Genomic DNA, 13926 nt, shown 5'->3' with positions numbered 1-13926 from the left:
ACCCACATCCAGACAAGGTTCAGACGTGCTTTCTACCGCAAACATCACCATGCAGTTCGGCCCCAAGCCGTTGTTCGAGAACATCTCGGTCAAGTTCGGCGAGGGCAACCGCTACGGCCTGATTGGCGCGAACGGTTGCGGCAAGTCCACGTTCATGAAGATCCTGGGCGCCGACCTGGAACAGTCGGCGGGCACCGTGATGCTGGAACCGGGCATCCGCCTGGGCAAGCTGCGTCAGGACCAGTTCGCCTATGAAGACAACCGCGTGCTCGACGTGGTGATGATGGGCCACGTGGAAATGTGGGCCGCCGCCAGCGAGCGCGACGCGATCTACGCCAACCCCGAGGCTACCGACGAAGACTACATGCGCGCCGCCGAACTGGAGGCCAAGTACTCCGAATACGACGGCTACACGGCCGAGGCGCGTGCCGGCGAACTGCTGCTGGGCGTGGGCATCCCGACCGACCAGCACCAGGGCCCGATGAGCGACATCGCCCCCGGCTGGAAACTGCGCGTGCTGCTGGCCCAGGCGCTGTTCTCGAACCCGGACGTCCTGTTGCTCGACGAACCGACCAACAACCTGGACATCAACACGATCCGATGGCTGGAAGACGTGCTCAACGAGCGCAACTCCACCATGATCATCATTTCGCACGATCGCCACTTCCTGAACTCGGTGTGCACGCACATGGCCGACATGGACTACGGCACGCTGAAGGTCTACCCGGGCAACTACGACGACTACATGCAGGCGTCGATGCAGGCGCGCGAGCGCCAGGTGGCGGCCAATGCCCGCGCCAAGGAACGCATCACCGAACTGCAGGACTTCGTGCGCCGGTTCTCGGCCAACAAGTCGAAGGCCCGCCAGGCCACGTCGCGCGCCAAGCAGATCGAAAAGATCAAGGTCGAGGATATCAAGCCGTCGTCGCGCCAGAACCCGTTCGTGCGCTTCGAATTCGAAAAGAAGCTGCACAACCTGGCCGTGGAAGTCGAGGACATCACCAAGACGTACGACCGCAAGATCATCAACAACCTGTCGATGGCAGTCCAGGCCGGCGAGCGGGTTGCCATCATCGGCGAGAACGGCGCGGGCAAGACCACGCTGCTGCGCAGCCTGCTGAACAGCGTGGTGGAAACCGGCGTGCAGCGCGGCGTGGAAGTGGACCGTGGCACGGTCAAGTGGGCCGAGAACGCCAATGTGGGCTACATGCCGCAGGACACGTACGAGGAATTCCCGAACGACGTGAACGTGATGGACTGGATGAGTCAGTGGACCCAGGCCGGCGACGACGACCAGTCGCTGCGCGGCACGCTGGGCCGCCTGCTGTTCTCGGCCGACGACATCAAGAAGAACGTCAAGGTGCTGTCCGGTGGCGAGAAGGGCCGCATGATCTGGGGCAAGCTGATGCTGGGCCGCCACAACGTGCTGGCCATGGACGAGCCGACCAACCACATGGACATGGAGTCGATCGAATCGCTGCAGATCGCGCTGGACAAGTTCACGGGCACGCTGATCTTCGTGTCGCACGACCGCGAACTGATCAACGGCCTGGCCACGCGCGTGATCGAGGTTCGCCCCGACGGCACGATCACCGACTACCTGGGTACGTACGACGAGTACCTGCAGTCGCAAGGTATCGAGGCGTAATTTCCGCGGCATCGCCGCATCGTCATTTCGCCAGAAAAGCCGGCCCGCCATCAGGCGCGCCGGCTTTTTTCAACCTGTCGCGGTTGGGGCGTCCCGACACAACCTCTACCTCGCCAATCGACGAGCCCCTTCCGTTAGTGGTTCACGTCGATTTGCCGGCTTCCACTTCACCCCCGCCTCACCGTGTCTTCACCTGCCGCCACGACACTGGCTGCTCCAATCCCCACCGGAGCCCGCCATGCACCGCCGCCGCCAGATCGACATCCCTGCATTCCTTAGCCGGCTTCGCCAGTTGCTGGGCGTGCCGGAGCGGTCGACCGTTGCCCCGCACGATGGCGGATAATACACACCGCCCATCTTGCCGCGCCCGCCCATGAAACAACCGTCCATTCTGGTGGTGGAAGACGAATCCGCCATCGCCGATACCATCCTGTACGCGCTGCGCACGGACGGCATGCAGGCCGACCATTGCATGCTGGGCGGCGACGCGCTGGCCCGGTTGCGCACGCAGAGACCCGATCTGGTGGTGCTCGACATCGGCCTGCCCGATATCAACGGTTTCGAGGTCTGCCGCACGCTGCGCACGTTTTCGGACGTGCCGGTGATCTTCCTGACGGCGCGCCATGAGGAAATCGACCGTATCGTCGGGCTGGAGATTGGTGCCGACGACTATGTGGTCAAGCCGTTCTCGCCACGGGAACTGGCGGCCAGGGTGCGCGTGATCCTGCGTCGCGCCCGGCCGCAGGCCGAGGCGGTGGTGCCGGCCACGCCAGCCCCCGCAGCGCGCCCGACAGGTTTTCAGCACGACGTCGAAGGCGCCCGGGTGGCCTACCGGGGCCAGTGGCTGGATCTCACGCGTTACGAATACGGGTTGCTGGCCGTCCTGCTGCAGCATCCGGGCCGTATCTATACCCGCGCCCAGTTGATGGACCTGGTCTGGCACGACGCGATCGACACGGTCGACCGCACCGTCGATACCCACATCAAGACCCTGCGCGCCAAGCTGCGCGAGGTGGACCCGGCCGGCGACCCGATCCGCACCCATCGCGGCATGGGCTATTCGCTCGAAGTGCTCGACGCCTGAATCCCCGATCCGCCCATGCATATCGGCCTGCGTATCTTCTTCGGCTTTTTCCTGGTGGTTGGCCTGGCGACATTTCTGACGCTGCGGGTGTTCGTGCAGGAGGTCAAGCCAGGGGTGCGCCAGGCCATGGAAGACACGCTGGTGGACACCGCGCATGTGCTGGCCGTGCTGGCGGCCGACGACCTCAAGGCCGGCCAGATTGCCGAGGGTGCCTTTGCCCGGCGCCTGGCGCAACTGCGCGAGCAGCCCGTGGACGCCAGCGTCTGGGGCATGCACAAGGACGCGGTGGGCTACCGCATCTACATCACCGATGAACACGGCATCGTCCGCTTCGATACGGCGGGCCAGGCGATCGGCGCCGACTATTCGCGCTGGAATGACGTTTACCTGACCCTGCAGGGCAAGTATGGCGCGCGCAGTACGCGGTCGGATCCCGCCGACGAAGGCAGTTCGGTGATGTATGTGGCGGCGCCGATCCGCGACGGCGCGCGCATCATTGGCGCGTTGACCGTGGCAAAGCCGAACCGGGCCGTGGCGCCATTTATCGCGCGTAGCCAGGGTGTGATCCTGACCTATGGCCTGCTGCTGATCGGCGGGGCGGCGGCGATTGGCGTGCTGTGTACGCTCTGGCTTGTGTTCGGCCTGCGCAAGCTGCAGCGCTACGCCCGGGCGGTGGCCGCCGGCGAGCGTGCCGAGATGCCGTTGCGGGGCGCGAGCGAGCTTGCCGAGCTGGGCCGGGCCGTGGAGACCATGCGCTTGCGGCTGGAAGACAAGCAGTATGTGGAGCACTACATCCACACGCTCACGCACGAAATGAAGAGCCCGCTCGCGGCCATCGGCGGCGCGGCCGAACTGCTGCAGGAGGACATGCCGGCCGCCGACCGCCAGCGCTTTGTCGGCAATATCCGCGGCCAGGCGCAACGGCTGGATTTGCTGATCCGCAAGCTGCTGACGCTGGCCGAAGTCGAGCAGCGGCAGCATCTGGAAAAGCGCGAGCCGGTGGACCTGGCGCTGGAGATCGGCCAGATCGTACAGTCGCTGGAGCCCAGGGCGCGCCAGCGGGTCGTGCAACTGCGCTGGCAGACGCCCGACGCGGGGCCGGTGGTCAGCGGCGATGTGTTCCTGCTGCGGCAGGCCATCGTCAATCTGCTTGAGAACGCGCTTGATTTTGCGCCGGCGGGAACCGCCATCGATGTATCGCTGCTGCGGTCGGCCAGGCCGGACCAGATCGTGCTCAGGATCGACGATCGCGGGCCCGGCATCCCCGACTATGCGATGGACCGGCTGTTCGAACGCTTCTATTCGCTGCCGCGCCCTGATGGCCGCGAGCGCGGCACCGGCCTGGGCCTGTGCCTGGTGCGCGAGGTGGCGCTGCTGCACCAGGGGGCGGTAGCCGTCACCAACCGCGAGGGCGGCGGGGCGCGTGCCGAGCTGGCGCTGCCGGTGGCGGACTGACGCGCCAGCCGGCCAGCGGCATGCACGGGCGCTGCGGGCAACCTCCTGACTTCACACGCTTCACGCCGGCCCCCCGCCGGCCACATCTTGCGCCCCCAGGCGCTGGCTAGTCTTGCGGCATCTCCACTCGCAAGACTCCCATGAACAAGGCCCTGTTTTACCGAATCGCGATTATTGCCGGCGTGATCCTGCTGTTGTGGATCGCGCTGCAGATGGTGCTTGGCATCGTGCGCGAGCGCAGCCAGTACCGCGACGCCGCCGAACAAAGCATCTGGCAGAGCTACGCTGGCCCCCAGACCCTGACGGGTCCCATCATCGTGGTGCCATACAAGGAGGTGGTGGCCGTTGCGGTAGCTGGCACCGCCCCGCAGCAGAATCGCGAGGAAAGCCGGCGGATGCTGGTGTTTCCGAAGACGCTGCAGGTGCGCGCCGACGTGACGCCCGGCGAGCGCTATCGCGGCATTCACAAAACCATCGTCCATGAGACCGCCACCCAATGGGAAGGCACGATCGTGCTGCCAGACCTGACGTCCGACGATGACCTGCCGAAGTCCGTCGGCCACATCCGCTTCGAGATGGGCCAGCCTTATGTAGTGCTGGGCGTCGGCGACATGCGCGGACTGATCGCGCAGCCGGTGCTGCAACTCGAAGGCAAGCCCGTGCGGCTCCAGCAGGGTGCCCGGCTCGAAAGCCTGCCGCAGGGCCTGCACGCGCGGATCGATGTCGGTGGGGCATCCGGCAAGTCGCTCGACGCCCGCACGGTACCGTTCAGCCTGAAGCTGTCGGTGCTGGGCGCGCGCTCGATGGCGCTGGTGCCCGTGGCCGATCACAACCAGTTCACGATGCGCTCCCCGTGGCCGCATCCGAGCTTTGACGGCGATTTCCTGCCGCGCCAGCGCACTGTGACCGACGATGGGTTCAACGCGGAATGGTCCGTCACGGCCTTCAATACCCATGTGCGCGACCAGCTGGCCGGAAATCCCGGGCCGAACAACCCGATGTCGCTGCAGGCCGCGTCCGTCACGCTGATGGAGCCGGTCAATATCTACGTCAAGGCCGAGCGGGCCGTGAAGTACGGGCTGTTGTTCGTGCTGCTGACCTTTGCCGGGCTGTACATGTTCGAGCTGGTCAAGGCGCTGCGCATCCATCCGATCCAGTACCTGCTGGCCGGGCTGGCGCTGGCGATGTTCTTCCTGCTGCTGGTCAGCCTGTCGGAGCATTCGCCGTTCCTGGTGGCCTATCTGTCGGCCAGCGCGGCCTGCATCGGGCTGCTGGGCTTCTATCTCACCTTCGTGCTGCGCAGCTGGCAACGCGGCGCGGGGTTTGCGGGCCTGCTGACCGCGCTGTATGGCGCGCTGTACGGGCTGCTGGTGTCCGAGGACAACGCGCTGGTGCTGGGCTCGCTGCTGCTGTTCGTGATGCTGGCAGGCATCATGGCGATCACGCGGAAGGTGGACTGGTATTCGGTGGGGAACCCGGCGCCCACATCCAGTCAGGAGGGCGGCGCGTAGCCGGGGCACCGCCGCGCCTTGTGGGGCCGCTCAATCCGTCCAGCGATATTGCACGGTCAACGAGATCGCCTTGTAGTCGCCGCCAGCCCGCGTGAACCAGCCTTTGGAGGCGGCCACCTTGCCTGACCAGTTCCTGGTCAGCGGGACGGACAGGGTCAGGCCGTAGCGCGTGTTGGTGCGCCGGTCATCGTTCCGGACGCCGTCCACGGTGGTGCTGCCTCCGCCATAGAACCCTGCATCGGCGGCAAGCCAGAGGCCGGGCCGGAACTGGTACCCGCCATGCAGTTGCACGACGGCCAGCGGGCTCTGCTGGCGCTGCTGGCCGCGCAGGAAATCGTCGTTGGCCGTAAAGAACCACACGCCGAACGAGCCTTCGGCAAACCAGTTGCCGAATGGCGCTGAGACGCCAAGCTCGGGTTTGAAGGCCCAGCGATTGGCGCCAATGTTGATGAGCCGGTCCGGATGGTATTGGCCGCTGGGTGTGATCATGGTGAGGCTGGCGCCCAGCAGTGTCCCAGGCGGATGCCTTGCGAATTCGGCAGACGTCTGCGCGGGGCCGCCCAGCAGGTTGACCGCGAAGCGCAGCGTTGCGTCGCCAAGGCCGGCGCGATAGACGCTGTTCGGTGCGTCGAACACATTCCCTGCCACGTTGGCGCGCGAGTACGGCAGCACCACGCCGATCGAGGCCGTGCGGCCGAGCAGGTCGAAAACCTGCAGATAGCCCAGGCCAAGAACGTCGATCTTCGCCTTGACGTCCGTAATGGGCAGGGATGGGTCGGTGAGTACATCGCCAGCCAGCCGGGCATATGTGGCAAGCACGAAACGCGTGCCGATCGGCGCTGCGGAATAGGCGCGCGGTTCCAGCTCCTGGGCCATCGCGCAACGGGCAATGGCGCCAAGGCAGGGCAGCAGGCACCGGACCCATCGCGTGCGTGACGCTGGCCTGTCCGGTGTCTGCATGGCTCGTGTCCCGGGGAAGGCTACCGCGCTGGCGCCACCCCCATCTCGGCGAGCAGGTCGTCGAGCTGGTCGATGATCGCGTGTGCGGTGATCTCGCCCTTGGACTTCTGCAGCGCCGTGCCCAGCGTGTCGCGCAGCGCCGCCAGTTCCACCACCGTGGCGGCCTTTTCCACCTTCACCTGCAGCACGTAGCCGCGCAGGCCCAGGTGGTTGCCGATCACGTCGGTATAGAAGTGGTAGAGGCGCTTGTAGCCGTCGGCGCCGGCCATGGCGCCGGCAGCTACCGGCGCCATGGCCGGTGCGATGGTGGTGTCGGCCAGTACGTCGCGGTCGTCCACGCGGTCGTCGATGCCCTTGCCGTCTGCCGTATTGAAGCCCGAATACGCGGCAAACAGATTGGTGTCGGCGGGTTTGCGCGGCGCCGACTGCCTGGCGGGGCGCGCGGCGGGTGCCGATGCGTGGACAGCGGGCGCGGATTCCGGTTCGATCAGGCCCAGCGCCAGCAAGGTATCGAATGCCTCCTCGGCCACACCCATGCCGCCAACTTGCGCCAACAGCTCTGATTTGGCGCGTTCTCCGTTCACGATCAGCAGTAGCGCGCGCAGTTTCTGGTCCAGCTTGCGTGCGCGCGTGCGGATTTCCTCCTGACCAGCCTCCGTCTTGTGATAGATCGGGTCGACCATGTCTCGCTCCTTTGTTATGGATCGGCCGCCCGCGGCGAGAGCCCTCGGATCGAGTGTCTGCGCGGCCGATTATCGCCATCTTGTTGTCCGAACCGGCCTGCGGCGATGAAAATTCGAATCCGCAAACCGGCCTACAATGTGGTGCTCCATAAAAGTAACAAAAATTTTGCAATCGCCGATCCACCTGATGAGGGCTGTGGCCATGCAACAACGAGACAAACTGTTTATCAACGGCAAGTGGGTGGCTCCCCACGGCACCGGCAGTATTGAAGTGATCCATTCCGCCACCGAGGCGGTCATGGGCAAGATCCCCGAAGGACACGCCCGCGACGCCGAGGACGCCATCGCGGCCGCCCGTGCCGCATTCGATGGCTGGGCCACCACGCCGCCAGCCGAGCGCGCCCGCTATATCCGCAAGATTGCCGAAGGCCTGAAGGACCGTGCCGAAGAACTGGCGCAGATGATTGCCGGCGAAGTGGGCATGCCGATCAAGCTGGCGCGCGCCATCCAGGTGGGTGGCCCGGTATACAACTGGGGCCAGGCTGCCGCGCTGCTGGAAGGCTTCGCCTTTGAAGAGCAGGTGGGCAATTCGCTGGTGGTGCGCGAGCCCGTGGGCGTGGTGGCGGCAATCACCCCGTGGAACTACCCATTGAACCAGATCACCCTGAAGGTGGCGCCGGCGCTGGCGGCTGGCTGCACCGTGGTGCTCAAGCCGTCGGAAGTGGCGCCGCTCAATGCCTTCGTGCTGGCCGAGGTGATCGAGGCAGCCGGCCTGCCGCCGGGCGTCTTCAACCTGGTGACCGGCTTTGGCCCGGTGGTGGGCGAGGTGCTGGCAAGCCATCCGGACGTCGACATGGTGTCGTTTACCGGTTCCACGCGGGCCGGCAAGCGGGTGTCCGAGCTGGCCGCGCACACGGTGAAGCGCGTGGCGCTGGAACTGGGCGGCAAGTCTGCGTCGGTGATCCTGGACGATGCGGACCTGCCGGTGGCCGTCAAGGGCACCATCAGCGCCTGCTTCCTGAATTCGGGCCAGACCTGCTCGGCGCACACCCGCATGCTGGTGCCGCGCAGCCGCTATGACGAGGTCAAGGCCATCGCCGCCAAGGTGGTGGAAGGCTTTGCCGTGGGCGATCCGCTGGCCGATACCACGCGCCTCGGACCGTTGATTTCCGCCGTGCAGAAGGAGCGCGTGACCGGCTATATCCGTCGCGGGCTGGAAGAGGGCGCGGAGCTGGTGGCGGGCGGTCCCGACAACCCGGCCGGCTTCGACCGTGGCTTCTTCGTCAAGCCAACCGTACTGGGCAATGTCGACCCGAAGGCGACCGTCGCCCAGGAAGAGATTTTTGGCCCGGTGCTGTCGGTGATCTGCTATGACACCGAAGACGACGCCATCCGTATCGCCAACGACAGCGTCTATGGCCTGGGCGGTGGCGTCTGGTCTGGCGACGAAGCCCGCGCCATCAAGGTGGCGCGGCGCATCCGTACCGGACAGGTGGATATCAACGGCGGCCCGTTCAACATGAACGCCCCGTTCGGAGGCTTCAAGCAGTCCGGCAACGGCCGTGAAGGCGGCAAGTTCGGGCTGGAGGAATTCCTCGAATACAAGTCTCTGCAACTGAAGAAGCCCGCCTGACGGGCCTTCCGACCGACGCAACTGCAATGCCCGGCGAGTCCGGGCATTCTTGTCTGCGCGGAAATCTGCGATGCTTGCGTCTTTCCACGGGGAGAAACGTCGAATGCGCTGGTTCAAACGGCTGGGCTGGATACTGTCCGGCGTCTTGGTGATCGGACTGACGGGCGCCATCGGCGGCTATATCTGGTATCGCCAGGCCTCGCAGCCCGATACGGCCGGCACGATGCACCTGCCCGCGCTGCGCGATCGTGTGGTGGTGGTGCGCGACCGCAATGCCGTGCCCCATATCCAGGCCACCAACGCGCTGGATGCCTACTATGCGCTGGGCTATGTCCACGCCCAGGACCGGCTCTGGCAGATGCAGATGAACAAGCGCATCGTGGCCGGCCGGCTGGCCGAAATACTGGGGCCGAGCGCGCTCGATACCGACCGCTTCCTGCGCACGATGGGCGTGCGCCGCAACGCCGAAGCCGTGCTGGCCCAGACCCCGCCGGAGACGCGCGCCGTCCTGCAGGCCTATGCCGACGGCGTCAATGCCTATATCGATACCCGCAAGGCGGCGCTGCCGCCCGAATTCCTGATCCTCGGTACGAAGCCCGAGCACTGGGAGCCGGCCGACACACTGGGCTGGCAGACCATGATGGCCTGGGACCTGGGCGGCAACTGGCGGCAGGAAGTGCTGCGCATGGGGCTGGCCCAGCAACTGCCCACGGCGCGCATCGCCGAGATCCTGGCACCGTATCCCGGTGACAAGCCGCTGCGGACGATGGACTACGCCAGCTTCTATCGCAAGCTGGCCCCCGTGGCGACCGCCATGGCGCAGCTGTCGGAACGCGCGCCGGCCGGGTATGTCGACGGGATGGGGTCGAACAACTGGGTGGTGTCGGGCGCGCACACGCGCAGCGGCAAGCCGTTGCTGGCCAACGATCCGCACCTGGGGCTGCAGGCGCCCGGGCTCTGGTATTTCGCGCACCTGCAGGCACCGGGGCTGGACCTGACCGGCGCCACGCTGCCTGGTGCGCCGCTGGTGGTGCTGGGCCATAACAAACGCATTGCCTGGGGCTTTACCAATACGGCGCCCGATGTACAAGACCTGTATATCGAACGGATCGATCCGGCGAACCCGAACCGCTACCAGACGCCCGATGGCTGGGCCGAGTTCGAGACCCGCAAGGAAATCATCAGGATCAAGGGGCAGGACGACCTGACGCTCAATGTCCGGACAACGCGACATGGGCCGGTCATGTCGGACGTGGCCGAGCCGATCAGCGCGGCGGCCAGGCCGTTGGGCGCGCAGTATGTGGTGTCGTTCCAGTGGACGGCGCTACGGCCGGACGACCGGACCTTCCAGGCCAGCCTGAAGATGGGCATGGCCACGGACTGGAAGAGCTTTGTTGCCGCGTTGCGGGAATTCCATTCCCCGCAGCAGAACATGGTCTACGCCGATGTGGACGGCAATATCGGTTATATCGCGCCGGGGCTGGTGCCGATTCGCCGCGCCGACAACGACCTGATGGGGCTGGCGCCCGCGCCGGGCTGGGACGCCCGCTACGACTGGCAGGGCTTCATCCCGTTCGACAAGCTGCCGCAACGCTTCAATCCGCCGTCGGGGATGATCGTCACGGCCAACCAGAAGATTGTCGACAACGACTATCCGTTCTATATCACCAGCGAATGGAGCGTGCCGTATCGCGCCCAGCGCATCCAGACGCTGCTGGAAGCCGAACCGCGCCATACGCCGGAAACCTTCGGCACCATCCAAAAGGACGTGGTATCGCTGGCCGTGCGCGACGCCTTGCCGCTGCTGCTGGCCGCGCCCGTGGCCAGCGATGCCGCGCGCCCCGAACGCGAACGCCGGCTGTTCGACGCGCTGCGCAAGTGGGACGGCACCATGGCTGCCGATCGGGCCGAGCCGCTGGTGGTGACGGCCTGGCTGCGCGAGCTGTCGCGCCTGCTGTTCGAGGACAAGGTCGGCGATCCGATGTTCAACAGCCTCTGGGATCAACGCAACGTGCAGCTGCCGATGCTCAATGCGATGCGCGATCCGCAGGGGCTCGGCGCGTTCTGGTGCGATAACGCGCGAACCACCGGGCGCGAAACCTGCGCGGTCACCATCGGGCTGGCCTGGCAGCGTGCCATTGCCGACCTGGACCAGCGCTACGGCGACGATCCGGCCAAATGGCGCTGGGGCAAGGCCCATGCGGCGCGCTCGGAGCACAAGCCGTTCGGCAAGGTGCCGTACCTGGCCAACCTGTTCAATATTCGCGTGCGTACCGGCGGCGACACCTACACCGTGGACGTTGGCCGGCATAACCTGCGCGACGAGGCGGCGCCGTTCGAGAGCACCCATGCGGCCAGCCTGCGTGCGATCTACGACCTGTCCGACCTGTCCGATTCACGCTTCATGTCGTCGACCGGGCAATCGGGCATTGCGCTGTCGCCGCACTACCGCGACTGGACCGACAAATGGGCGGCCGTGCAGTACATCACGATTGGCGCGCACCGGCGAAACCCGGGGGGCGACACCTTCGACACGCTGGTCCTGCAGCCTGCGAAAGACAAGTAATGATGCAGTGCGGTATCGTATGGGGCCGAATTCAAATCCGAGCCACATTTTCCAGCAGGAGTGTCAGTCGATGAGCGAACCCAGGCGCCAGTTACGGACCGATGTCATCCAGCACGTTGCCTTCGAGCATGCGGGTGTGATTGCCGATGTGGCGCGCGATCGCGGCCATGACATCCGCATCTATCAGGCTGGCGTGGACGACCTGACGCTGGTGCAGACCGACCCGGCCGACCTGCTGGTGGTGCTGGGCGGCCCCATCGGCGTCTACGAGACCGAGGCCTACCCGTGGCTGGAGGCCGAGATCGGCGTGATCCGCCAGCGTCTGGAAGACGAGCTTCCGATGATTGGCGCCTGCCTGGGCGCCCAGCTGATTGCCGCGGCTTCGGGCGCGCGCGTCTATCCGGGCACGCGTGAAATCGGCTGGGGACAGATCCAGGCGACCGATGCCGGCCGGCGCTCGCCGCTGGCGCTGCTCGCCAATGCCGACTGGGAAGTCCTGCACTGGCACGGCGATACTTTCGACCTGCCCGAGGGCGCCGAACTGCTGGCCTCCACCGCGGCCACGCCGAACCAGGCCTACGCCATCGGCAAGCACGTGCTGGCACTGCAGTTTCACCCCGAAGTGAAACCCGGCGACATCGAGACCTGGCTGATTGGCCATACCGTGGAACTGGCCAAGTCCGGCATCGATCCCCGCACGATTCGCCGCCGTACGGCAGAGATTGGCGCCACCGTCGCCAGTGCCGGCGAGCTGATGTTTGCACGATGGATGGAGGAGGCGGGGTTGTGAGCGTCAGTGGGATGCCTCACGTCGACGTGGGGATTGATACGCTGCTGGCAGGCCGGGTCCGTCCATTCGGGCCCAAGGGTGTGCCGAGCGGCATCGACAAGGCGGCGGTTGACGGGCCGGTGCGTGTCACCACCGTCGGACTCGACATCGACGAACAGGGCGACCCGAAGCACCACGGCGGCCCCGAAAAGGCAATCCACCACTATCCGCGTGACCACTATGCCGGCTGGCGCAGTGAACTGGCCGGGCAGGGCGGCCATCCCGGCGTGCTCGACCATGCCGGGGCGTTTGGCGAAAACCTGAGCACGACGGGTTTGACGGAAGCCGATGTCTGCATCGGCGACCGCTTCCGGTTGGGCACGGCACTGGTGGAGGTGTCGCAGGCACGCCAGCCTTGCTGGAAACTGAATCACCGCTTCGGGTTTGCGGGCATGTCGCGCGCCGTGCAGGGCAGTGGCCGCACGGGCTGGTATTACCGCGTGATCGAGGAAGGCGAGGTCGCTGCCGGCGACCACCTGGTGCTGGTGGCCCGGCCTTATCCGAACTGGAGCCTGCAGCGGCTGCTGCACGTGCTCTACGTGGACCGGCTCAATATGGATGCGCTGGCCGACATGGCCGAACTGCCAGTCCTGGCGGAAAGCTGGCGCAAGCTGGCCCGCCAGCGCCTGGCGAACCATGTCGTCGAGGATATGGATAGGCGCCTGGCCGGAGGCTGAGGCGCCTGCGCGCTATTCCTGGCGGAATCGCCACGCCGTGGCTTCGCGCGTGATGCGCTCCCAGATCACCTGCTTTTCTTCCTCGCTATAGAACACCCAGTTGCTGACTTCGGCGGCGGTACGGCCGCAGCCCTGGCAAACCTCGTCGAACAGCGTCGAGCAGATGCCGATACAAGGGCTGTCCGGACGGTCGCTCAGGCGCGTCTGGGCCTCGTCCTCGGCGGAGTTGGCAGGCGAAGTGAGCGAATCGGGGGTGTTGGCGGACATGAAGCGGGGGCTGCGGAAAAGCGCCGACTTGTCGGCTGGCCGCACATTATAAACGCCCGGCACCGGCGCTTTCGGCACTTGGGAATTACCCCTGAAGTCATTGTGGACCCCTTGACTGGCATCTACCCTTGACGGGTCATGATTCCAGTCCAGCTAATGCCAGGGAGGCCGTCCATGTCCACGAAGTCTGTCGATCCCCGTAATGTCGCCATGCTCGAATCGGTGCTGGGCGGGTCGCCCGTTGCGCGTGCGCTGGGGATTCGCTTCGATGTGGTGGAGCCCGATCACGTGGAGTTGCTGTTGCCATTCAGCATGAACAACATCACGGTGGGCGACATGGTCCACGGCGGGGTCATTGCCACGCTGATCGATGTGGCTGGCGCGGCGGCGGCGTTCAGCGCGGTGGATCTGGAGGTGGTGAAGGGCGGGGCGACCGGATCGCTGTCGATCCAGTACCTGGCGCCGGCAAAGTCGGCGGCGCTGCGTGCCGTGGCCGACGTGGTGCGCCGGGGCAAGCGCCAGGTGGTGACCGAGGTGTCGGTCTTTGCCGAAAGCCAGGGAGAAGCCGTGCTCGCTGCCAAGGCGTTGATGAGCACGGCCTTGCTGTAGGCGG

General features: G+C 65.9%; 12 protein-coding genes. 9 read left to right on the top strand and 3 right to left on the bottom strand.

Going from position 1 to position 13926, the window contains the following annotated elements; genetic code table 11:
• The first annotated feature begins 25 nt into the window (after positions 1-25).
• The 4 genes from ACOABP_RS00620 to creD all read left to right on the top strand — a co-directional run bounded on the left by ACOABP_RS00620 (position 26) and on the right by creD (position 5698).
• Complete coding sequence (locus tag ACOABP_RS00620) at positions 26-1648, top strand: ABC-F family ATPase (protein WP_474226534.1); 1623 nt, start codon at positions 26-28, stop codon at positions 1646-1648.
• A gap of 373 nt (positions 1649-2021) precedes the next feature.
• On the top strand, positions 2022-2732 hold the full coding sequence (creB, locus tag ACOABP_RS00615) for a two-component system response regulator CreB (RefSeq protein ID WP_474226533.1): 711 nt from the start codon (positions 2022-2024) through the stop codon (positions 2730-2732).
• A 15-nt stretch (positions 2733-2747) separates the two neighbouring features.
• Positions 2748-4187: a two-component system sensor histidine kinase CreC gene (creC, locus tag ACOABP_RS00610; protein ID WP_474226532.1), complete on the top strand. Its 1440-nt coding sequence runs from the start codon at positions 2748-2750 to the stop codon at positions 4185-4187.
• Between the two features lie 140 nt (positions 4188-4327).
• Complete coding sequence (gene creD / locus ACOABP_RS00605) at positions 4328-5698, top strand: cell envelope integrity protein CreD (RefSeq protein WP_474226531.1); 1371 nt, start codon at positions 4328-4330, stop codon at positions 5696-5698.
• Positions 5699-5728: 30 nt separating this feature from the next.
• On the opposite strand, the gene ACOABP_RS00600 is transcribed toward creD, so the two are convergent.
• Positions 5729-6658: a transporter gene (locus ACOABP_RS00600; RefSeq protein ID WP_474226530.1), complete on the bottom strand. Its 930-nt coding sequence runs from the start codon at positions 6656-6658 to the stop codon at positions 5729-5731.
• Between the two features lie 20 nt (positions 6659-6678).
• The gene (locus ACOABP_RS00595) at positions 6679-7341 is read right to left on the bottom strand and encodes a hypothetical protein (protein WP_474226529.1); all 663 of its coding nucleotides are present in this window, start codon (positions 7339-7341) and stop codon (positions 6679-6681) included.
• A gap of 202 nt (positions 7342-7543) precedes the next feature.
• On the opposite strand from ACOABP_RS00595, the gene ACOABP_RS00590 reads away from it, so the two are divergent.
• From ACOABP_RS00590 to ACOABP_RS00575, 4 genes are all read left to right on the top strand, one after another.
• The gene (locus ACOABP_RS00590) at positions 7544-8974 is read left to right on the top strand and encodes an aldehyde dehydrogenase family protein (RefSeq protein ID WP_474226528.1); all 1431 of its coding nucleotides are present in this window, start codon (positions 7544-7546) and stop codon (positions 8972-8974) included.
• 103 nt (positions 8975-9077) lie between these two features.
• Positions 9078-11540 (top strand): penicillin acylase family protein, encoded by a 2463-nt coding sequence (locus tag ACOABP_RS00585; protein WP_474226527.1) that lies wholly within the window; start codon positions 9078-9080, stop codon positions 11538-11540.
• Between the two features lie 70 nt (positions 11541-11610).
• Positions 11611-12330 carry a glutamine amidotransferase gene (locus ACOABP_RS00580; protein ID WP_474226526.1) on the top strand — a complete coding sequence of 240 codons (720 nt, stop codon included), beginning with the start codon at positions 11611-11613 and terminating at the stop codon, positions 12328-12330.
• An 11-nt stretch (positions 12331-12341) separates the two neighbouring features.
• Entirely contained in the window at positions 12342-13046 is a 705-nt protein-coding gene (locus ACOABP_RS00575; RefSeq protein ID WP_474226525.1) for an MOSC domain-containing protein, read from the top strand.
• 12 nt (positions 13047-13058) lie between these two features.
• On the opposite strand, the gene ACOABP_RS00570 is transcribed toward ACOABP_RS00575, so the two are convergent.
• Entirely contained in the window at positions 13059-13313 is a 255-nt protein-coding gene (locus ACOABP_RS00570; RefSeq protein ID WP_474226524.1) for a DUF1289 domain-containing protein, read from the bottom strand.
• 174 nt (positions 13314-13487) lie between these two features.
• On the opposite strand from ACOABP_RS00570, the gene ACOABP_RS00565 reads away from it, so the two are divergent.
• Positions 13488-13922 carry a PaaI family thioesterase gene (locus ACOABP_RS00565; protein WP_474226523.1) on the top strand — a complete coding sequence of 145 codons (435 nt, stop codon included), beginning with the start codon at positions 13488-13490 and terminating at the stop codon, positions 13920-13922.
• Positions 13923-13926: the final 4 nt, after the last annotated feature.

The sequence above is a fragment of the Cupriavidus sp. HE11 genome, from assembly GCF_056097175.1.
This window is presented reverse-complemented; position numbering and strand designations above follow the sequence as displayed.